This window comes from Tunturiibacter gelidiferens, from assembly GCF_051013345.1.
Lineage (GTDB): Bacteria > Acidobacteriota > Terriglobia > Terriglobales > Acidobacteriaceae > Edaphobacter > Edaphobacter gelidiferens_A.
Map to the genome: position 1 here is coordinate 1,349,982 of NZ_CP132939.1, position 20,298 is coordinate 1,370,279.

Below are 20,298 nucleotides of genomic sequence, written 5' to 3' on the forward strand. Positions count from 1 at the left end.
TCTTAGCGCTGACCGACCAGGACGAAGTTGCTGGGAATGGCTCGGCATTTTGTGGATGCTGATGGACGCCAGCTGGTGCCGTTGGCGTAGCGGATCTCATTTAAGTCCACCCAACGAAGAGCTCCTACTTTATTCATCCAGACGTCGGCGTTGCTGAGGGTCTCGTTGCCGGCGCTTCGTTGAAGGTCGAACGACTTTGAGACGGTGTCGCTTGCGCTGTCTTGAGTGGTGAGAAGATCTGTGGGAAGGATTCGGCCCTTTGAAGAGACGCCGTAGACGGTTACCTCAATGCTTTCGATGGCGGGTGCGGTCTGGCGGTCGAGACTGAGGTGCAGGCCGAGTGCAGGCTCCTTCTTCTTCGTGGTACCTGCGGTTAGAATCTGCGCAGTCGACTGACGATCCGCGCGAAAGCCGATGGGACAACCAGTTCCGACGGGGATATTTCTAAGTACGACGGGGGAGCCGTTGGAGCCGCTGCGAATCATAGTCTGAGACTGTGCGAGCGCGGTGATCGCTGCGAAGAGAAAGAGGGCGGCGGAGAGGCGATGCATACGAAACCTCCTGTATCCCAGCCTGCTGCTGCTAAGAACATTACTCCCGCTTGCGCGAGGTGTTCAAGAAGAGGTCGGTCCGGCTAGGCGGCTACTGGGTTGTGCCAGTGAGGAAGATCTGCTCGGAGTGCGAGGCGATGACGCGGTAGAGGCCGAACTGGCGGGCGTTCTGGCCGCGGAGTTCGAAGAGCAGGCTGGCGCGGTTGCTGGCCTCGGCGTCGACGACATCGACGAAGCGCATGAGCGGAGTGCGGTCGAGGTGGGCGGCGTCGGTGACACTTTGAATGGCGGGTCTGAGTTCGCCGAGGCCGTTGTCCTGCGCGACGATGGTGACGTAGCGGAGAGCTGCTCCCGTGCCGGCGGTGTGGGCGGAGTAGACATAGGTGGCGGCGCCGCCGTAGCTGAGGGTGTAGGCTTTCAGCTCTTCGTCCGACAGAAGAACCGGTGGCGGAGTGTTAGGGGCGGCTCGGTGGGTGCGCGTGGTGGTCGTTGTCTTCTTTATTGCCTGGGCCGGGGTTGCTGCGGAAGGTTTGGTGCCCGGTGAAGTGTATGCGGCGAGTTGCGCCTGGGCCATGGCCTGCATCTTGGCGAGAACGGCGGCATGCTGGGCGGCGTCCTCCCACTCGAGCGTGAAGGCGTGAGGGTCTCGGTTGGCGGCGTCGGAGACTGCTACCATCTGGTGCAGATTTTGGGGGATACCTACGAGCTTGGGTAGATCGGTCTCGGTCATGGCACTGGTTGGCTTGCCATGATGAAGGTTGGGGCGGTTGGGATCGTCGTTGAGTGCACCGGTGCCGGTGACCGAGTTGGTGTCGTGCGCTCTCTTTGCATCTTCGGCGGAGTGGCGCTTGAGGGTTGGACGGTCGGGGTCGTCGGAGGGAGTTGAGGTGCTTGCGGTTGTCGATCCGGTGTTTGTGGTGGGAGTGTCGGAGGTTTGACGCTTCATGGTGGGACGGTCGGGATCGTCTGTGGATGTATTCGATGTGGTCGTTGAGTTGTCAGTGCTGTCAGACCTGCGCTTCATGGTTGGGCGGTCTGGGTCGTCGGCGGGAGTGCTGCCGGTTGATGCGGTTGTGTTGTCGGTGGCCGAGCTGTCGGAGCGGCGCTTCATGGTGGGACGATCAGGGTCGTCGGTGGGGGTGGAAGCAGTTGAGGTTGTTGAAGAAGGAGTTGTGCCTGCGCTGGAGGTATCCGTGGTCGAACTAGTCGAAGTATCGGAACGACGCTTCATGGTTGGGCGATTCGGGTCGTCGTTATCGGTGGCTGTGTCGGTGTTGGTTTTGGTTGCGGGATGATGGCTGGCGTCGTCTTTGGAACTGGTGAGTACTGGCACTGTCTTCGAGGGCTTGAGGGCTGCGGCCTTCTTCGGCGCGGTGAGGGGCTTGACGCTGCCGTAGCCGAACCAGCCGTCGTCGTAGGCGAGGTCGCCGGTGGCCTCGACGGCTTGTAGATGCCTTGCATAGGCGAGATCGAGATAACCCTTGTCGATGCCTGCCGTTTGGAGTTCGTAGACGTTTCCGCTGAGGAGGGCGAAGGGTACGGGGCGTGCGACGTAGATGCCGGCATCTTCGAGCTTGCCGTCGATGAAGAGGGAGACGGGAATGAGACGGCTGGCGGTGGGCTTGACGAAGTCGCCGGTCCACTCGTAGACGCCGACTGCGCGGACGACCTGTTCGGGCTTGGCGACCTTGTGCATCTGGGCCCAGATCGGGCCGGTGAGAATCAGAGCGGCAAAAAGGATGCGATGGGGGAGGTATCTCATAGGCCTGTCATCGAGATTAGACGCTATCTGCGAGTCAAAGTCCTACCTGATTGCGGAGGGACATTTGAAGTTGAGCGACCAGTGGCGAGGATGTTCGCTACCATGCATGCTATGGGTTCTGCGATGTTGCTGGAAGTCAGAGAGTTGTCGGTGGATTTTGGACGGCATGAGGCTGTCAAAGGGATTTCGTTCGAGATAGAGGCCGGTGAGACGTTGGGATTGGTGGGGGAGTCGGGGTCTGGGAAGTCGGCGACCTCGCTGGCGGTGCTGAGGTTGTTGCCGGAGAGTGCGCGGGTGAGTGGGTCGATTCGATTCGATGAGGAGGAGCTCCTCGCGCTGTCTGAAGAAGCGATGCGGAGGCGTCGGGGGCGAGAGATTGCGATGATCTTTCAGGAGCCGATGACGGCACTGAATCCGGTGATGCCAGTGGGGGCGCAGATTGCTGAGGCGGTCGCGGCGCATCATCCGGAGATGGGGCGGAGAGCGGTGAGGGCGCGGGTTCTGGAGGCGATGGAAGAGGTTGGGTTGCCTGATGTTGAGCGGAGAGCGAAGGACTATCCGCATCAGTTTTCGGGAGGGCAAAGGCAAAGGATTCTGATTGCTATGGCGATTGTGAACCGGCCGAGATTGCTGATCGCAGATGAGCCGACGACGGCTCTGGATGTGACGGTGCAGGCGCAGATTTTGGAGCTGTTGAAGGCGTTACGGCGGGAGCATAAGTTGGCGATGCTGTTCATATCGCATGATCTGGCGGTGGTGTCGCAGGTGGCCGATCGTGTTGCGGTGATGCAGCATGGCGAGATTGTGGAGCAGGCGGAGGCGGCGAAGCTGTTTCTGAATCCGCAGCATGCTTATACGCGCAGGCTGCTGGCTTCCGCTCCGACGATGAGGACGGACCGGTCGAAACCGCTGGCTTCGGTTTGACGGAGCGGAAGTTGGCTATTTCCCTGAATGAGTGAATGTCTATAGACTTGAGAATTGTGCCTTATGTCGTTTAGGGCCAATTTGACTGTATGCGCGCGCTGGTTATTTCAGACATTCACGGGAACCTCGAAGCATTGAACGCAGTTCTTGCCGCGGCAGAGGCGTATGACGTGCTCTGGAACCTGGGCGATGTGGTGGGGTATGGCGCGAGTCCGAATGAAGTTGTGGCGCTGATGCGGGCGAAGGCGCAGGTAAGCGTGCGCGGAAACCACGATCGGGTGTGCTGCGGGTTGACCTCGGCGGTGGGGTTTAATCCTGTGGCTAGAGCGGCTGCGGAGTGGACTAAGGCTGAATTGACTGAGGAAAATCTGGTCTGGCTGAAGGCGATGCCGCAGGGACCGGTGGTTCCTGAGGAGCCGGGCGTGACTTGTGTGCATGGGTCGCCGCTGAATGAGGATCAGTACATTTTGAGCATGCGGGATGCGTGGGCTCCTTTGCAGCAGGCGGCGACGGCGATCACGTTCTTTGGGCATACGCATTTGCAGGGTGGGTTTTCGCAGAAAGGTCATGAATGGCACGAGATCAGGGCGCAGCTCCAGACGAGGAACGCGGCGGAGAGCTGGAAGATGCTGATTCCAGAGGGGACGCGGCATCTGATCAATCCGGGATCGGTGGGGCAGCCGAGGGATTCGGACTGGCGGGCAGCGTTTGTAATTTATGACTCGGAGGCGCGGGAGATTGTCTATCATCGCGTGCCGTATGACCTGACGGCGGCTCAGGGAAGGATTTTGATGGCGGGGTTGCCGGAGCGGCTGGCGGCTCGGCTGCGTGAGGGAAGATAATTTTTCCTGAGGTGGTTTTTGGTGGGGGTTTTGCGAAAATGTGGGCGTAAAGCGTGGTTTCTGGTTGGTGAGAACGTGGTTTCCTGCTGGTGAAACGTGGTAAGTTGACGCACGCTTTCGTGGTGGCAAAAGATACGCCAGTTTTTTCAACTTTATTTTTTGAAGGGCGGTTCGTCTTTGCTTGCGGTCGGGAGCCGCTGGGCACGACGGATGAGAGCAGCTTAGGCAGTGTGCTGTTCCTGGGTTTCCGAAACGACTGGGAGTTTGGCTGCTTCCCAGGCGGCGAGACCGCCTGCTACCTCGATTAGATTTGTGATTCCGTGCTGGTGGAGGATGCTGGCGGCGATGGAAGAACGATAGCCTCCGGCGCAGTGGACTGCAATGCGGCGGTCGCGTGGGATTTCGGCAATGCGCTCCTGCAGGTGGCCTAGCGGAATGTTTAGGCTGCCGGCGATATGCCGGGTCGTCCACTCTCGAGGATTTCTGATGTCGAGCACGAGAGGCGGAGTTGTTGTCCTGAGTTCTTCTGCTGCTATCTGGGCGGTCACGCGTTCTGTTGGCCACACGAGGTCCGGTCTGTTGGCGAGCGCTTCCATGCCGCCTGACAGATAGCCTCTGACGTGATCGAAACCGATGCGGCCGAGGCGCAGGGCAGCTTCCTGCTCGCGGCCTGGCTCTGCGACGATGACGATGGGTTTGGTCCGATCGAGAATTGTGCCTGCCCAGGTTGCATATTGGCCGCCCAGACCGATGTTGATGCTGCCGGGAAGGTGTCCCTTGGCGTACTCGGCAGCGTCGCGGACGTCGAGGATGTGAGCGCCGGCATCTCCCATCGCGAGGACGTCGTTGAGATCGACCGGTTGGAGAACCTTCTGGAGGTTGTTGTCGAGTGTGGCGTGCTCGCGCGTGTTGAGGACTGCGTCGTAGGTGAAGTAGGCGGGGGCGTCGGGCTGGTCGGCGGTTACGATGCGGATGAACTCTCGCTTCGACATTGGCTGGAGGGCGTAGTTGAAGCGTCGTTGATCACCGAGAGAGGAGACGGTGTCGGAGGAGAGGTTTTTACCGCAGAGCGATCCTGCACCATGCGCTGGGTAGACCAGGGTTTCGTCGGGGAGCGTCATCAGCTTGTTGTGCAGGGAGTCGTAGAGGTGTCCGCCGAGCTGGTTTGCGGTCCAGCCGAGGGAAGCTCGCAGGTCGGGTCGGCCAACGTCGCCGATGAAGAGCGTATAGCCGGTGAGGACTGCATAAGGCGTGGTGGGATTTTTCTCGAGATCGAAGACCAGGATCGAAATGGATTCGATCGTGTGGCCAGGGGTTTCGAGGACCTGTAGGCGCAGTCCGGGAAAGTTTAGCGTGTCGCCGTCCTTGATCCGCACGAAGGGATATTCGGCTTCCGCGCGAGAGCCGAGATAAATGGTTGCGCCGCAACTGTCTCGCAGCTCGAGATGACCGGCGATGAAGTCTGCATGGAAGTGGGTTAGGAATACGGCGCGGATCTGGAGGCCAAACTTTTCTGCGTCGGCGAGGTATTGCTGAATATCGCGCTGCGGGTCGACGATGATAGCCGTCGAGCTTGCCTCGTCTCCGACGAGGTAGGAGGCGTGGGCCAAACAGCCCAGGTAGTACTGTTTCAGAATCATACGATCACCTTCGAGACTACGACGGCCAACATGCGGTTACCGGGTGGGACGAAGAGCGTTATTTGCTCAGGATAAGCAGGACGACGCCGTGCTTTGGGATATTGCGGGAGTAGATGCCGGTACGTTTCCCCAAATCCTTGTTCTCCCAGACGTCATGGAGAGTCGCCCCTTGAGCGAAGCCAATCTGAGTGAGGTCGAGAGCTACATCGCGGGAGTCCAGAGCGGTGTTGAACATGCCGACGGCCACTCTTCCGTCGGCGAGCGGTTTGGTCCAGACGGAGAAGTCTCCGCGCTGGTAGAGGCGAGTGGGTTGTTTGCCGAGTGGATCCTGGTCGATGGCGATGACTTCTTTGTTGAGGAGGATGCTCTTGTCTTCGGGGGACATTTTGCTGAGATCGTTGCCTGCGAGCAGAGGCGCGGCGAGGAGGGCCCAGAGGCTCATGTGGGTTCGATACTCGTCTGTGGTCATGTGGCCGTTGCCGACTTCGAGCATGTCCGGATCGTTCCAGTGACCGGGTGCGGCGAAGGGGGCGAGATCGGCTTGTTCGAGGCCGATGATGGTCATGCGGCCCCAGGTGTCGTTGATGTCGTCGGTGGTTCGCCACATTTGTGCGCCGACGCTGGGACCCCACTTCCAGGGTTCGGCGATGCCGTACTGGCAGAGGCTGTAGAGGATGGGCCGATTGGTGGCTTTGAGTGCGTCTCCCATCTTGCGAAAGGCGTCGATCATCATTTTGAAGGCGGCGTCGGTGTTGCCGTTATTTTTTGCGGTGAGTTCGCGCATGGGGTCCTGCATGGAGCAGAGGTCGTACTTGAGGAAGTCGACGCCCCAACTGGCGTACATCTGTGCGTCCTGGACCTCGTGGCCGAGGCTGCCTTCGTAGCCTCCGCAGGTTTTGGGGCCGGGCGAGGAGTAGATGCCGAACTTGAGACCCTTTGAATGGATGTAGTCGCCGAGTTTTTTCATGTCGGGGAAGCGGCTGTTTGGATGGAGTTCTCCGTTGGCGTCGCGTGTGCCCTGCCAGGTGTCGTCGACATTGACGTAGATGTAGCCGGCGTCGCGCATGCCGGTGGAAACCATGAGATCGGCTGCGGTGCGGACGTCGGCGTCGGTGACGTGCTCTGCGAAGTGGTTCCAGCTATTCCAGCCCATCGGCGGGGTGGCGGCGAGGGTGGTCTGGCCGCGCATGGTTGGAGATTGCGCGATACAGAGAAGAACGAACGGAATCAGGACTACTTTGCGAAGAATCATCCTTTGCCTCCGAGAACTAGAGAAGCATATAACGCCGGACGATTCTCTCGTGCGCAGATGCTCTCTGGCCATTGAGATCTCGGAGCGTTCCGGTTCATCGAGCCTCGGGTGAGGAGGTCGAAGGTTAGCTTCGGGATCTTCTGCGGACGAGTGTGAGAGTTCCGGTGAGGCCGGTCGTGAGCAGGACGAGAGTGCTGGGCTCTGGCACCGCAGGCGGCGGGGTGAGATCGGTGATGGTGATGGCAGATGGGCCGCCGGTTGAGTCGAGGAAGGTTTGGGTGGTGACGGTGCCGTTGGTGTTGAGGTTGAGGAGGCCGAGGAAGCCGTCAGGATTTGCGGTGAGGATGGGCGCCATGTTGCCGTCGAAGAGGCTGATGGCGAAGGTGCTGCCGGAGACGGAGGTGCCGTTGGGGGAGTCGACTGCGGGACCGCCGAGCGAGACGGTGAAGGTGATGGGAACGCCGGCTGAGGGCAGATAGATGCCGCCGAAGGCGTCGTTGTAGGGCGTCTGGTTGTCGAAGCTGATGTCGGTGGGGCCGCCGCCGAAGCCGTCGGAGACGTCTCCGGTGAGGGCAAAGCCGTAGTTGACGCAGCAGGTGGGCACGGAGGCGTCTGCGGTGGCGAGTTGCGTGCCGGGAAGCTGGCCGGGGTTGAACTGCAGATCGAGGAAGTACTCGTTGAGGTCACCGCTGGGGAGGGTGGAGGTGTCGATGGAGATGGAGTAAGTGTCTGCGTGAGCCGCGGGGGTGCAAGAGAGGATGGCCACGGCGAGGAGTGCAGCTGTATGGGCGAGGAAGCTGCGTGGGGTCCTGGTGGCTATGCAGTTTTCATGTCAGAGCGCTCCCGTGTAAGCGACGAGGGTGTAGGTGATGCCGGAGTTGAAGGGGTTATTGAAACGGACGAGGATCTGCGCGGATTTGCCCGCGGGGAGTCCGCCAGGGATGGTGAAGAAGCCTTCGCTCTTTGGAATGGTGAGATTGGCGATTGTGATGTTTGCGGGAAGGTTGGTGAATTCGATTTGGAGTGGGCCGGAGATGGCGGAGCTGGTGGTGTTGGTGACGGTGAGGGTTCCGCTGTAGGTGTTGTTGACTCGGCTGTAGACGAAGCCGGGGCTGGTGAAGACGCGGAACTCGGATTCCGGAGGTGCAGACACGGTAGCACGGGAGGGCGTGCTTGCGTCATGCTCTTTGGATTAAGTTCTGACTGCGTGTGGAGAGGTGGGTTTGTCTGCTGCGGGAAGAGATCGGCTAGGCTAGCTGCTGCTCCTCGAGGGTGAGGGAGAGTTCTTCCCATTCGGTGAGGAGGCTGGTGCGTTTTGTGCGGAGGTCGTCGAGCTCGGCGGCGTCTCTCTGGGATTGCTCGGCGGAGGTGAAGTTGCCGAGACGCTCTTCGGCGGCGGCGATGAGAGATTCGAGGCGGGGAATCTCTTCTTCGGCGTGATGGAGACGGTCTTCGAGCTGCTTGAGCTTGATTGGGTTGAGGCGTTTGATGTTTGCATTGGGTGTGGGTTCGGTGGTGGGCGCTGGGATTTCGATTACAGGCGGAGGTGTGGGTGCCGCGGCCAGTGAGTTTGTAATCTGTTCAGTTACTTTTTCGGGGCCGCCCTGTTTGCGCCAGAGGTAGTCCTCGTAGTTGCCGGGGTAGATGTGGAGGCGGCGGTCTTCAACTTCGAAGACGCGGGTGGCGAGGCCGTCGATGAAGTAGCGGTCGTGCGAGACGAAGAGGACGGTGCCGGTGAAGTTACGGATGGCGTCGAGGAGAACGTCTTTGGCGCGGAGGTCGAGGTGGTTGGTGGGCTCGTCGAGGAGGAGGAAGTTAGATGGCGAGACGAGCATCTTGGCCATGGCGTAGCGGTTGCGTTCGCCGCCGGAGAGGACGCCGAGTTTTTGAAGACGTCGTCGCCGGAGAACATGAAGCAGCCGAGGAGGGAGCGAAGTTCGACGACGGGGACTTTGGGGGCGGCTCCGCTGATGTCGTCGAGCATGCCGGCGGCGGGGTCGAGGACTTTGTACTGGTCTTGCGCGAAGAAGTCGGAGAGGACGTTGTGGCCCTCGCGGATGGTGCCTGCGGTGGCTTCTTCCTGACGGCTTAGGAGGCGGATGAGTGTGGATTTTCCTGCGCCGTTTGCGCCTACGAGGGCGATGCGGTCGCCGCGCTCGATGGTGAAGCTGAGGTCGTCGAGGATGAGTTTTTCGCCGTCGGTTGGCGTGGGGTAGATTTTTTGAGGTTGTTCACTTCGATGACGGTGCGGCCGCTGGCGGGGGCTGCGGGATGGAGAAGTGGATCGTGGACTCGTCTTCGGGGACTTCGATGCGCTCGATCTTTTCGAGTTCTTTGATGCGGGACTGAACCTGCTTGGCCTTGGTGGCCTGATAGCGGAAGCGATTGATGAAGGCTTCGAGGGCGTCGATGCGGTCGCGCTGATTTTTGTAGGCGTTCATCAGCTGCGTTCGGCGCTCATCTTTCTGCACGACGTACTTTTCATAGTTGCCGTGGTAGGTGTGCATGCGCTTGTTCCAAAGTTCGACGGTCTTGTTGACGGTGACGTCGAGGAAGTAGCGGTCGTGCGAGATGAGGATGTAGGCGTTGGGGTAGTCGTGGAGGTAGGTTTCGAGCCAGTTGCGGGATTCGATGTCGAGGTGGTTGGTGGGCTCGTCGAGTAGGAGGAGGCTGGGTTTTTGGAGGAGGAGCTTCGCCAGCGCTATACGCATCTGCCAGCCGCCGGAGAACTCTTCGGTGTTGCGGTCCCAGTCTTCTTTGGAGAAGCCGAGGCCGCCGAGGACCGCGCCTACCTGCGAGTCGAGGTTGTAGATGTCGTGGACGTGCAGCTGGTCGGCGATGTCGGAGTAGCGCTCGGCGGCGGCGAGGTACTGCTTGGATTTTGGGTCGGCTTCGGAGAGGGTCGTAGTGAGTTCGATGGACTCGCGCTCGAGCTCGTGGAGGTGGTCGAAGACGGAGAGGCACTCGGAGAAGACGGTCCGGCCGCGGAGGGCGAGGCCGTCCTGCGGGAGGTAGCCGAGGGTGACGCCTTTGTTGCGGGTGATGGTGCCGTAGTCGAGGGACTCGATGCCGCCGATGATCTTGAGGAGGGTGGATTTGCCGGTGCCGTTGCCGCCGACCAGGCCGGTGCGCTCGTCTGGGTTGATGAGCCAGTTTGCGTCTTCGAAGAGGAGTTTTTGGCCGAAGCGTTTGCCGGCTGCTGAGAGTTGGAGCATGCTCCTTCTATTTTCTCATTGGTGTGTGAAATGCGGGTGTCCTGCCGGACGGGCGCCCTGCGCGGGCGGCGGTCACTTCGTGACTTGTGATTGCTTTGCGTGGTGCTCCCGTTGGTCGCAGGCTAAAGTCTGTGCCGACCAACGGGAGGGCCCAAGGGGTGAGCCAAACCAAGACCGATACACAAGTCACGAAGTGACCGCCGCCCGCGCAGGGCGCCTGTCCGGCAGGACAGAATTTAGATAATTGTGTCCAGGTTTGCTGTTCTTCTCCGTCTAACGGTGTGTTTTCATACTCATACTGTGCTCCAGGGATACCTCATGATCCGATGTTTCGTTTTTCTGCCTCTGCTTGCTTTCTCTTATGTCGTGGCGCAAGAGCCCACGATCGCGCCGACCCGGCTCACCATCTACAACCAGGACTTTGCGGTTGCCCGCACTACGGTTCCGCTCGATCTTCACGCGGGAACGAACGAAGTTCTGACGACGAATGTGACAAGGCAGCTTGAGCCGGATTCGGTGGTGCTTCGCGACCCGAGTGGTCGGAACCTTGTGCGTGTGGCCGAGCAGAACTACGACGCGGCGGTGGTGGACCAGCAGTGGATGATGGAGAAGTACGAGGGAAAGACGATCGACTTCGAGATCCAGGGACCGCAGGTGGTGGAGAGCGCCGCGGGTGAGCGGCAGGTGATTCCGGCGAGAACCGTCGAGGGCCGGATCATTCGAGCGGGCGGTCAGGCGGCGAATGGATATCCCTATAACCAGCCATTAGTCGAAGTTGGCGGGAAGATGCAGTTTTCCATGCCTGGGACGCCGTTGTTTCCGGCGACGACAGACGGTCTGTTGTTGAAGCCTACGCTGCGATGGCAGATCGATGCCGAGAAAGCGGCGCGGTTTTCCGCGGAGCTTGATTACATTACGCACGGGATGAACTGGCAGGCCACCTACAACGTGGTGGTGCCGGAGACAGCCGATACGACGGGGCCGGAGCTGGCGGAGATTATCGGCTGGGTGACCATCGAGAACAAGACGGGGACTGACTTTCCTCAGGCTACGTTGCAGTTGATGGCGGGGGACGTGGCAAAGATCCAGGATCTGCGGACCCACGCTTACAGGACCGAAATGGCTATGAGCCAGAACGCTGCGATTATGGGCGGGGTAGGTCAGGTCACACAAAAGGCATTTGACGATTTCCATCTTTACGATCTGCATCGCACGGTCTCTCTTCGCAACGAAGAAACCAAGCAGGTGCAGTTTCTAGAGGCCTCGAATGTGAGCGTTCGGCGCACCTATCAGTTTGAAGGAAACGGCCCTGTCGAGCAGGCTTTTTATCCTGGATACCATAACGATCAGATCGGATTTTCGAACTCCGGCAACACCCGCGTTTCGATCTTCGAAGAGATCAAGAACTCGGAGTCGAACCATCTCGGGATGCCTTTGCCCGCGGGCCGTCTGCGGTTGTATCGGCGCGATACCGGTGGCCAGATGCAGTTTGTGGGAGAGAACATGATCATGCACACGCCGGCCGAGCAGACGGTAAAGGTGATCAGCGGGAGTGCATTCGACCTGACTGCGGCGCGGCGTCAGACCGACTTCAAGGTTGACAATATGAAGCGGGTAATGGACGAGAGCTTTGAGATCAAGCTCTCTAACCAGAAGGCGCAGGCGGTGACGATTCACGCCGTGGAACATATGGGCCGCGGAGAGAACTGGGAGATCGCAGCGAAGTCTTCTGAGTACACCAAACGTGACAGCTCCACGATCGACTTTCCCGTGACGGTGCCAGCGAAAGGCGAAACCATCCTTAGCTACACGGTGCACTACAGCTGGTAGAACGGCGAAGTGGATTCCTGGCTCGAGTCGAGAGGAATCCGCCTTAGGGAATGCGGTGATGGCGCTGCATGCGGCTGTGCTGCCCTCGCGCGATAGGAGATGTGGCCTTCCGGCCGGGACCGCTGCGCGCGGTGCGGTCACTTCGTGACTTGTATACCCCTTCGGCTGGTCCTCCCGTTGGTCGGGGAGAGATTGATTTCGACCAACGGGAGAACCGTCGAGGTTGATCTCGCCAAGACCGGTACACGCGTCACGAAGTGACCGCCGCCCGCGCAGGGCGCCCTTCTGAAGCAGTTCGAAAACGAACAGTATTTTGTGTGTTTGGACAGTGGTGGACGCGGGGTTCGTCGATTCGATAGTCGTTATGTTTTGCTGGGTCTGAGGGTTACGGGTTTCGCATTGAGCCCGGAGTTTGGTAGGGGAATTGCCCGTTCTGCTGGGTGGAGTTTCGCTTGCGGAGGCTGGTGATGGCTTATTTCGAACGGGTTCGCGATGTGGTCTCGGGGCCGTTTAGCCCTGAGATGATGAGGCAGCGTACGGCTGCCGGGTGGCAACTGGTGTCGATCGAGTGGAGACGGGAGATGCCGGACCAGGAGGCTCCGACGGAGGGTGTGTTTGGGGAGGAGATTCCTTATGGCTTGCGGATCTCTGAAGACTGCACGCGGCTGGAGGTGCAGCCGAGGGAGAATCAGACGCTGATGTTGATGATGGAGCTGCTGGGGCAGGACTTTTCGTACTCGAGCATCGTCAGCGACCTGAATGAGAAGGGGTTCCGGATGCGGAACGGCGGGCCGTGGAACCGGGTGGCGGTGTTCAATATGATGCCGCGGCTGATCGAGGTGGGACCCAGGCTGTTTTCGTCGGAGGAGTGGAAGGGGCGGGAGAAGAGATTGACCCAGCTGAAGAGTCCTGAGGGGCTTTAGCTATGCTGCCCGATTCGATCGATGATTCTGTGCCACTCTTCGGAGGCTGACTCAAAAGCGGTGGCAGAGGTGTGATTTCTATAGGAGATCAAGAGACCAGGGATTAGAGTGGACGGCCAGAGGCGCGTTCTGAGTGAAAGAGATCATTGAGAAGCTGGTGGGTGCACTTCCGTTCTTTGGGCGGAGATTGGTGGCGCTGCTTCCTGCTCCGAAGAGCGCTGTTCTGGCGCTGGACCTTGAGTCGGACTCGGCGCTGGAAGAGGCTTTCACGTTTGTGGCTGTGTGTTTCGGGATAGCTTTTCTTGCACAGATTCCGCTTTTCTTCGGCAAGGAGAGCAAAGAGGTGCTGTTCGGCATCCTCGCTGTGCAGTCTGCACTGGCTTTTGCGCTGAATGTTGTGCTGGCAGTCCTGGTTTGGAGAGTGGTGGGGGAAAGCTGGCGTGGAAGAAGGTTGTTGCCGCTACCTGTTATTTTTCGGGGGTGTCGACTCTGCTGTTTCTATTCTTCTCGCTGGTGGGAGCGGGAGCTTTCAAGGTGCTGGATGGGGTTGGGTATCAACAGGTGATGAGCGGAAACGCCGCCGATGCGGCGGGCCTGATGGCAAGCGGCGGCTTCAAGATCTTTATTATCTTCCTGGGGCTGGGGTTCGTTGCTACCTATGTGTGGATCTTCTGCGTCTGGGGAGCTTATCGCGAGCTGATGCAGGTGTCGAAGGGGCGGTCTACGGTTGCGCTGATTCTCTTTGTGCTCTTTAGCCCGGTGTTGTTCCTGGTGCAGATGGCGATGTCGGCGTTGGTGGCGCAATCAGGTGGTCCAGCGATGCCGGACGATCTGCTTGGAGAGTGGCAGTTGGTTCAGCAGTCTGATAGTGGGGGAGTGCATTCGGTACGCTCGGTGCTGTATACGTTTGCTCCTCCGCGGTGGAAGATGATGCGAGCCGGCGAGTATTTTTTACGGACATCCATGGTTCGGCTAACGGCAAGTGTTTGATCACGACGATGAAACAGGAGTTTGGGCAGGTGTCCGCGCAGGGTTCGACCATGGACCTTATGCCGGCGAGACGAACGGAGACGAAAAAGGATCAATGTGCCGGCGTGACCGTTGAGGCGGCTACGGATCTCAGCAAGACGGAGTACCACTACAAGATCGATCAAGAGGCAAGCGGGTGGACGCTGTGCCTGAACGATCGATTCGGACAGACGTGTCTTACGCCGAAGAAGAAGTAGGCGGGATTGACGCTGTGAAGAATGAGCCCTGGGCGGGGATGGAGCTTTGCGGGATTGGGAAAACTTGCGACGACGCGAAAGCTTCGTCTCTACGGTATTTTTTGGGTGGGCTCCGGCTTTTGACGGTGCAAGAGCGTCCAACCAGCAGAGGAACAATTTGAGCGAGACTGATACGGAGACCGTGGTGCCGGTGGAGCGTCAGCGATGGTGGGGGTGGCGCTGGGTCTTTTGGATGGGTGCGGTGTTTGTGCTGGTGGCGATTGTGGGTGCTGTGGCGGTGGAATGGGGGCTGAGGCAGATTCAGCCCATGCTGCGGAAGAAGGTTGTGGAGACGCTTTCGGCGCGGTTTCATAGCCCGGTGGAGCTGGATCGGCTGGAGCTTTCGATGAGCAGAGACGTTATTGTTACGGGTGGAGGGCTGCGGATTCTTTACCTGGCGGGACCGACGAAGCCGGATGCGAGGCCGAATGCGCCGCCTATGCTGGTCGTCGATAGTTTTGAGTTCAGGACAGGATGGCGCGAGTTGCTGCGGCCTACGACTCGACTAGTCACGGTGAAGGTGCGGGGGCTTCGGGTGGATATTCCGCCGAAGGGAGATCGTGGGCAGGTGCCTGATGATCCGAGGCGGAAGGGGCAGTCGGCGCTGGGGATTGTGGTCGACCGGATCGAGTGCACGGACGCAAAGGTGACGCTCGAGACGAACAAGCCGGGGAAGAAGCCGTTGGAGTTTGCTATCAAGAGCCTTGTGCTGACCGATGTGGGGGCGAAGAAGCCGCTGAACTATACGGCGCTGCTGGTGAATCCGAAGCCGGTGGGGGAAGTGCAGTCGACGGGGCACTTTGGGCCATGGCAGGACGACAATCCGCGGGATACGCCGCTTGACGGGGACTACACGTTCACTCATGCGGACCTGTCTTCGATTCATGGGTTGGGCGGGATGCTGTCTTCGACGGGAAGGTTTGGCGGGACGCTGGGGAACCTGACTGCGGATGGGACTACGGAGACCCCGGACTTTCGACTGGATATCAGCGATCATCCGGTGCCTCTGCATACGGAGTTTCATGCGGTGGTGGATGGGACGACGGGGGATACCTGGCTGGACCCTGTGCGGGCGAGACTGGGCAGGACTGAGATTACGGCACGAGGTGCGGTGACGAGGGCGGTGGGTGTGAATGGGCATAACACCGATCTCAATGTGCTGATCGAGAAGGGGCGACTTGAGGATATTTTTAGCCTCGTGTTGAAGTCGAACCCACCGCTGATGCGCGGGGCGTTGGCGGCGAAGGTGCACTTCTACGATCCGGCGGGGCCGGTAAGCGTGTCGCGCAAGATGCGGCTTGAGGGCACGTTCGCGATCAAGGACGCGATGATGAACAATCCCGAGATGCAGGCGAAGATGGATGCGCTGAGTATGAGGGCGCAGGGGAAGCCGAAGCAGGCAAATGCGCAGGATGCGGAAGTGGTGGGTTCGGCGCTGAGTGGAAAGTTTACGATTGCGAATGCGGTGCTGGATGTGCAGGACCTGGACTACCAGATGCCTGGGGCGCAGATGCTGGCGGACGGGCAGATGCAACTGGTTGCGAGCACGTTTGAGTTTCACGGAACGGTGAAGACACAGGCGACGGCGTCGCAGATGACGACGGGGTGGAAGAGTATGCTGCTGACTCCATTCGACAAGCTGCTGAAGAAAAATGGTGCGGGGCTTGAGCTTCCGGTCAAGGTCACCGGGTCGCGGTCGACGTACGATCTGCGGCTGGATTTTCCTCATGACACCCATGCTCCTGCCGCGCTGCCAACTCCCGCAAAATCAGCGAAGTGAAGGAAGGGGAGCTTCGCATGGTGCTTCTGTTGGAGAGACAAGGACGAAGCGCTCTGCTAGTGTCAGACTTGAGAGTTATTCGAGCAGAAGAGGTTTTGCGCAGAACGTTTGATGCGGAGTTTGATGTCCGGACAGCCACAACTATTTCCGAACCCTGAGCCGACTGTGGAAGAGCCACCGGTGAGCCAGGGAGAACCTGCAAAGAGATCAGCGCCAGTGTGGCTGCAACGGCTGTCGCTGTTTGTGCTGGTGTTGTTCTGCGTGTACCTGGGCGTGCTGGTCATGGTGCTTCCGTGGTGGACGCGGATATGGGACCGGAACGAGTTTATTCTGGCGAGGCCGTGGCTGACGGCGGTGCTGCATAACGGCGCGGTGCGGGGGATGATCTCCGGGCTGGGACTGCTGGATATCTGGATCGGCATCTCCGAGGCGGTGCACTACCGCGACTACCGGGGATGAGCGACGCTAGATTTTTGATCGACTGGATGACAAGACTATGAACCCAAAGGTACCGGACGCGCTGGAGCAGGCTCCGCTGGCGTATGAGAATGCGGATTTTTGAGCTCGCCGGATGGGCGGATGCTGCGGATCCTGGCGGAGTATCAGGAGCCTATGGCGCGGTTTCGGCGGGAGCGGATTCAGGACACGGTGGTGTTCTTTGGGTCGGCTCGGTTTCGCGCTCTGGACGTGGCCAGTTCAGAGCTGGAGCTTTTGGCGAATACGGGTTCGAGCGAGCCGGCACCCGAGGCGGAGCAGCCCGCAAGCCCTGAGGAGATAGCGAGCGGAGAGGCCAGTGCACAGAAGCTGCGGCTGGCTGAGGCTGCGGTGGAGATGGCTCAGTATTACGAGGATGCGCGGCGGCTGGCAGGGATGATGGCTACGTGGTCGAAGACGCTGCCCGGACGGCGGCACAGATTTGTGGTGACCTCAGGGGGCGGGCCGGGGATTATGGAGGCGGCCAATCGCGGGGCGTATGAGGCTGGATGCAAGACGATCGGGTTGAATATCAAATTGCCCTTCGAACAACATCCGAACCCGTACATTACGCCGGCGCTTAGCTTCGACTTTCATTATTTTTTCATGCGGAAGTACTGGTTCGCTTATCTGGCGAAGGCGCTCGTGGTCTTTCCGGGCGGCTTTGGGACGCTGGACGAGATGTTCGAGCTGCTGACGCTGGCGCAGACCAGAAAACTGGCGAAGAAGATCACGGTGGTCGTCTATGGGTCGAGCTACTGGAAGAATGTGATCAATATGGAGCTGCTGGCGGCGAAGGGCGCGATTGCGCAGGCTGACCTTGAGCTGTTTCAGTTTGCAGATACGCCGGAGGAGGCGTTTGCGTTGCTGAAGAAGGGGCTGACGGAAAATCATCTCGAGTCGGACTATGAACGGGAGCAGGCTAGGCTGGAGAAACAGGAGATTCCTGATGATCCTGCGCCGAGCGTGCAGGAGATGATGGGCCCGGATATCGCGAAGACGCGCTGACCAGACCGCCGATCGACGCGTGCGTGCAGCGTCTGATGAGCGGATTCGCAGGAGAAGAGGGTTCTACGACCTCTGGGGAATCATTGTAGATACGGGGTTTAGGGATTTTGAAGCTGCATTATTGGTGCAGTCACACCCTCGTCACATAGCGGCTCCATACTGCCCTCGTAAGCAGCCTGAGAACCTGGGGGTCACCCGATGAGCCAGTCGAGCGTTTCATACCTGTGGCGGGAACCGGAGGCAGCGAAGGGCTTCATGACGGGCGTATCGCTGCATAGCCATACGAATCAGTCGAAGGAGACGCTGGATTTCATCTCGGAGCTGTCGAAGGACTGGAGTTTTCTGCAGCCGGTCATACGGTGGGGCGAGCGAAGGAGCAAGCGGCTGACGGGAATCGACGCGGATTATGCGCGGGCTTACTGGACGCCACCGTTGACGCCCAGCCTGGCGTTTGATCTGGAGCGAAAGCAGATCGAGAACAAGCTGCAGATTCAGGGACTGGTTTCGATCACGGATCACGATGATATCAACGCGCCGATGCTGCTGCGAACTGTGCCTTCGTCGCGGCATATTCCGGTATCGGTAGAGTGGACGGTGCCGTTTGGAGCCACCGCATTTCACCTGGGGATTCACAATCTGCCGAGCGCGACTGGGGCCCAGTGGATGGAACGGATGGCAGCGTTTACGGCCATTCCAGTGGCGACGAGAGCGCCAAAGCTGCTGACGGAGATGCTGGCGGAACTCGATGAACTGCCAGGAGTGCTGATTGTGTTCAACCACCCGCTGTGGGATCTGTACCGGGTGGGCATGGAGAAGCACGAGGTGTTGGTGAACGAGTTTCTGGCGGTGTACGGGCAGTTCGTCCACGCGCTGGAGCTGAACGGGTTGCGCTCGTGGAAGGAGAACCGCGAGGCCTCCATGCTGGCGGGAAAGTGGAACCAGTTGGTGATCAGCGGCGGCGACCGGCATGGTGTTGAGCCGAATGCCAATGTGAACCTGACGCGAGCGACGAGCTTCAACGAGTTTGTGCACGAGGTAAGGCGCGAGCGCGAGAGCCATGTGCTCTTTATGCCGCAGTATGCCGAACCATGGAAACACAGGATTCTGCAGTCGACGCTGGATACGATAAGGAACTATCCGGACTTTCCCGAGGGGTCCAGATTGTGGGATGAGCGGGTCTACCACCCCGACGCCGAGGGAGTGATTCGGCCGATGACGCAGTTGTGGACGACCGGACATGCTCCGGCGTTCTTTCGGGCGGTGCTGGTGATCGTTCGGATGATGGGCGCAGGGCCGGTTTCGAGTGGGCTCCGGATGGCGTGGAATGAGAGTGGCGAGATGCGGGCTGCTTTGGCGAAGCTGGACGCCTAAGGGGTAGAGGCTGCTGTCCTGCCGGACGGGCCTCCTGCGCGGAGGGCGGCCACTTTGTGGCGGGTGTACCGGCTTCGCCCTCGGGCCTCCCGTTGGTCGGCTTCATCTTACTTTCGACTTCTTGTCGTAGCTTAAAATCTTTCCGGACTGCGGAGCGCGAGGATAGTCTAAAGCGATGCGTGTGCCGCGTGTTGCCTACTTTCCGGACTCGTTCCATGAAGTGAATGGCGTCGCGCATACCAGTCGCAACTTTGTGGCGTATGCGGAGAGGCATGGGCTTCCGTTTCTTTGCGTGCGCGCTGGGGGCCGAGCGGGAGCGTTCGAGCAGGCAGGGGAGCTGAGGACGCTGGAGCTGGGGCGGAGTCGCACGTCGGTGCGAATGGAGAAGGATCTCGAGTTCGACACGCTGTTCTGGCGGCACGGTGGAGCAATTCGACGGGAGCTGGAGCGCTTTCGACCGGATGTAATCCACATTACCGGGCCGAGCGAGCTGGGGATGTTTGGCGCTTACTTTGCATGGGAGATGGCGATTCCGCTGGCCGCTTCCTGGCATACGAATGTGCATGAGTACGCGTCGCGACGGATGGGGTGGTTGACGGGTAGGCTGTCGGCGCGGGCCGGCGCTGCGACGGAGCACGGCGTGGAGGCGGGGGCGCTGTGGGCTACTTCGCGGTTTTACCAGTTGGCGAAGGTTTTGTTTGCGCCGAACGAAGAGCTTTGCCGCATGCTGGAGAGAACAACAGGAAGACCCTGCTATCTGATGCAGCGTGGCGTGGATACGGAGTGGTTTTCGCCGGTGCATCGTACGCGCGAGGTGGGCGACAGGATGGTGGTGCTGGGATACGTGGGAAGGCTTTCGATCGAGAAGAATGTGAAGCTGTTGGCGCGGGTGCAGAGAGAACTTGCGGCGATGGGAGTGGGTGGGGTGAGATTTTTGATCGTCGGGCATGGCAGCGACGAGGCGGAGCTGCGGCGAGAGCTGGCAGAGGCCGAATTCGCGGGCGTGCTGCGGGGAGCTGCGCTGGCACAGGCGTACGCAAATATGGATGTGCTGGTATTTCCTTCGCATACGGATACGTTTGGGAATGTAGTGCTGGAGGCGCTGGCAAGCGGGGTGCCTGCGGTGGTGACCCCTGATGGCGGACCGAAGTTTATCGTGCGGAACGGCGAGACGGGATTTGTAACAGAGGATGACGATTTCGCAGCGGCGGTTGCGGAGCTTGTGAGAGATCGGGCGCGGCTGGATGGGATGCGGCTGAAGGCGCGGAAGTATGCGTTGGGGTGCAGCTGGGATGCGGTGTTCGATCGGGTCTACGCCGGGTATGAAACGGCGCTGGCGGTGAGCGGGGCTGGATTGAAGGCTGGTGAGTTGACGCAACCGGCACTCAAGGATGACGGAAGCGATTGACAGGGGTCGTCTGCTACCTGGTTGAGAAACGGCAGGCTTCCCAGATACGCGCT

Annotated in this window: 17 protein-coding genes and 2 pseudogenes; 12 read left to right on the forward strand and 7 right to left on the reverse strand. The window is 59.7% G+C overall.

The window, feature by feature from the left end:
* Positions 1 to 2: 2 nt before the first annotated feature.
* Positions 3 to 551 carry a hypothetical protein gene (locus tag RBB80_RS06610; protein WP_433967441.1) on the reverse strand — a complete coding sequence of 183 codons (549 nt, stop codon included), beginning with the start codon at positions 549 to 551 and terminating at the stop codon, positions 3 to 5.
* A 91-nt stretch (positions 552 to 642) separates the two neighbouring features.
* Positions 643 to 2,313, reverse strand: a complete 1,671-nt coding sequence (locus tag RBB80_RS06615) for a hypothetical protein (protein ID WP_433967442.1) — start codon at positions 2,311 to 2,313, stop codon at positions 643 to 645.
* Between the two features lie 111 nt (positions 2,314 to 2,424).
* Between RBB80_RS06615 and RBB80_RS06620 the strand changes: the two genes are divergently transcribed.
* Together RBB80_RS06620 and RBB80_RS06625 are read left to right on the forward strand one after the other, a co-directional pair.
* A complete protein-coding gene (locus RBB80_RS06620) occupies positions 2,425 to 3,237 on the forward strand; it encodes an ATP-binding cassette domain-containing protein (RefSeq protein ID WP_433969540.1) in 813 nt (270 codons plus the stop codon).
* Between the two features lie 89 nt (positions 3,238 to 3,326).
* Positions 3,327 to 4,079 carry a metallophosphoesterase family protein gene (locus tag RBB80_RS06625; RefSeq protein WP_433967443.1) on the forward strand — a complete coding sequence of 251 codons (753 nt, stop codon included), beginning with the start codon at positions 3,327 to 3,329 and terminating at the stop codon, positions 4,077 to 4,079.
* A gap of 221 nt (positions 4,080 to 4,300) precedes the next feature.
* Here RBB80_RS06625 and RBB80_RS06630 read toward each other — a convergent pair whose 3' ends face one another.
* The 5 genes and pseudogenes from RBB80_RS06630 to abc-f all read right to left on the reverse strand — a co-directional run bounded on the left by RBB80_RS06630 (position 4,301) and on the right by abc-f (position 10,186).
* Positions 4,301 to 5,719: an MBL fold metallo-hydrolase gene (locus RBB80_RS06630; RefSeq protein WP_433967444.1), complete on the reverse strand. Its 1,419-nt coding sequence runs from the start codon at positions 5,717 to 5,719 to the stop codon at positions 4,301 to 4,303.
* A 58-nt stretch (positions 5,720 to 5,777) separates the two neighbouring features.
* Positions 5,778 to 6,971, reverse strand: coding sequence for a glycoside hydrolase family 27 protein (locus tag RBB80_RS06635; RefSeq protein WP_433967445.1), 1,194 nt, complete (start codon positions 6,969 to 6,971; stop codon positions 5,778 to 5,780).
* Positions 6,972 to 7,095: 124 nt separating this feature from the next.
* Entirely contained in the window at positions 7,096 to 7,791 is a 696-nt protein-coding gene (locus RBB80_RS06640) for an NF038129 family PEP-CTERM protein (RefSeq protein WP_433969541.1), read from the reverse strand.
* 12 nt (positions 7,792 to 7,803) lie between these two features.
* Positions 7,804 to 8,124: a hypothetical protein gene (locus RBB80_RS06645; RefSeq protein WP_433967446.1), complete on the reverse strand. Its 321-nt coding sequence runs from the start codon at positions 8,122 to 8,124 to the stop codon at positions 7,804 to 7,806.
* 94 nt (positions 8,125 to 8,218) lie between these two features.
* Positions 8,219 to 10,186, reverse strand: a pseudogene (abc-f, locus tag RBB80_RS06650) (ribosomal protection-like ABC-F family protein).
* A 318-nt stretch (positions 10,187 to 10,504) separates the two neighbouring features.
* Here abc-f and RBB80_RS06655 point away from each other — a divergent pair.
* From RBB80_RS06655 to RBB80_RS06700, 10 genes and pseudogenes are all read left to right on the forward strand, one after another.
* A complete protein-coding gene (locus tag RBB80_RS06655) occupies positions 10,505 to 12,016 on the forward strand; it encodes a DUF4139 domain-containing protein (protein WP_433967447.1) in 1,512 nt (503 codons plus the stop codon).
* 467 nt (positions 12,017 to 12,483) lie between these two features.
* Positions 12,484 to 12,939, forward strand: a complete 456-nt coding sequence (locus RBB80_RS06660) for a recombinase family protein (protein WP_433967448.1) — start codon at positions 12,484 to 12,486, stop codon at positions 12,937 to 12,939.
* 133 nt (positions 12,940 to 13,072) lie between these two features.
* Positions 13,073 to 13,504, forward strand: coding sequence for a hypothetical protein (locus tag RBB80_RS06665; protein WP_433967449.1), 432 nt, complete (start codon positions 13,073 to 13,075; stop codon positions 13,502 to 13,504).
* Positions 13,474 to 13,929 (forward strand): hypothetical protein, encoded by a 456-nt coding sequence (locus RBB80_RS06670; RefSeq protein ID WP_433967450.1) that lies wholly within the window; start codon positions 13,474 to 13,476, stop codon positions 13,927 to 13,929. The genes RBB80_RS06665 and RBB80_RS06670 overlap by 31 nt, the downstream gene beginning before the upstream one ends.
* A gap of 8 nt (positions 13,930 to 13,937) precedes the next feature.
* Entirely contained in the window at positions 13,938 to 14,165 is a 228-nt protein-coding gene (locus RBB80_RS06675; protein WP_433967451.1) for a hypothetical protein, read from the forward strand.
* A 157-nt stretch (positions 14,166 to 14,322) separates the two neighbouring features.
* Positions 14,323 to 15,984: a hypothetical protein gene (locus tag RBB80_RS06680; protein WP_433967452.1), complete on the forward strand. Its 1,662-nt coding sequence runs from the start codon at positions 14,323 to 14,325 to the stop codon at positions 15,982 to 15,984.
* 180 nt (positions 15,985 to 16,164) lie between these two features.
* The gene (locus tag RBB80_RS06685) at positions 16,165 to 16,443 is read left to right on the forward strand and encodes a hypothetical protein (RefSeq protein ID WP_433967453.1); all 279 of its coding nucleotides are present in this window, start codon (positions 16,165 to 16,167) and stop codon (positions 16,441 to 16,443) included.
* 37 nt (positions 16,444 to 16,480) lie between these two features.
* Positions 16,481 to 17,466, forward strand: a pseudogene (locus RBB80_RS06690) (TIGR00730 family Rossman fold protein).
* Between the two features lie 255 nt (positions 17,467 to 17,721).
* Entirely contained in the window at positions 17,722 to 18,837 is a 1,116-nt protein-coding gene (locus RBB80_RS06695) for a hypothetical protein (protein ID WP_433967454.1), read from the forward strand.
* 175 nt (positions 18,838 to 19,012) lie between these two features.
* Entirely contained in the window at positions 19,013 to 20,245 is a 1,233-nt protein-coding gene (locus RBB80_RS06700) for a glycosyltransferase (protein WP_433967455.1), read from the forward strand.
* The last annotated feature ends 53 nt before the right edge of the window (positions 20,246 to 20,298 follow it).

Coding starts and splice junctions, on each gene's coding strand:
- RBB80_RS06655 (WP_433967447.1), top strand. CDS start 10,505: ATGATCCGATGTTTCGTTTTTCTGCCTCTGCTTGCTTTCTCTTATGTC.
- RBB80_RS06620 (WP_433969540.1), top strand. CDS start 2,425: ATGGGTTCTGCGATGTTGCTGGAAGTCAGAGAGTTGTCGGTGGATTTT.
- RBB80_RS06660 (WP_433967448.1), top strand. CDS start 12,484: ATGGCTTATTTCGAACGGGTTCGCGATGTGGTCTCGGGGCCGTTTAGC.
- RBB80_RS06700 (WP_433967455.1), top strand. CDS start 19,013: ATGCGTGTGCCGCGTGTTGCCTACTTTCCGGACTCGTTCCATGAAGTG.
- RBB80_RS06675 (WP_433967451.1), top strand. CDS start 13,938: ATGAAACAGGAGTTTGGGCAGGTGTCCGCGCAGGGTTCGACCATGGAC.
- RBB80_RS06615 (WP_433967442.1), bottom strand. CDS start 2,313: ATGAGATACCTCCCCCATCGCATCCTTTTTGCCGCTCTGATTCTCACC.
- RBB80_RS06610 (WP_433967441.1), bottom strand. CDS start 551: ATGCATCGCCTCTCCGCCGCCCTCTTTCTCTTCGCAGCGATCACCGCG.
- RBB80_RS06630 (WP_433967444.1), bottom strand. CDS start 5,719: ATGATTCTGAAACAGTACTACCTGGGCTGTTTGGCCCACGCCTCCTAC.
- RBB80_RS06695 (WP_433967454.1), top strand. CDS start 17,722: ATGACGGGCGTATCGCTGCATAGCCATACGAATCAGTCGAAGGAGACG.
- RBB80_RS06625 (WP_433967443.1), top strand. CDS start 3,327: ATGCGCGCGCTGGTTATTTCAGACATTCACGGGAACCTCGAAGCATTG.
- RBB80_RS06635 (WP_433967445.1), bottom strand. CDS start 6,971: ATGATTCTTCGCAAAGTAGTCCTGATTCCGTTCGTTCTTCTCTGTATC.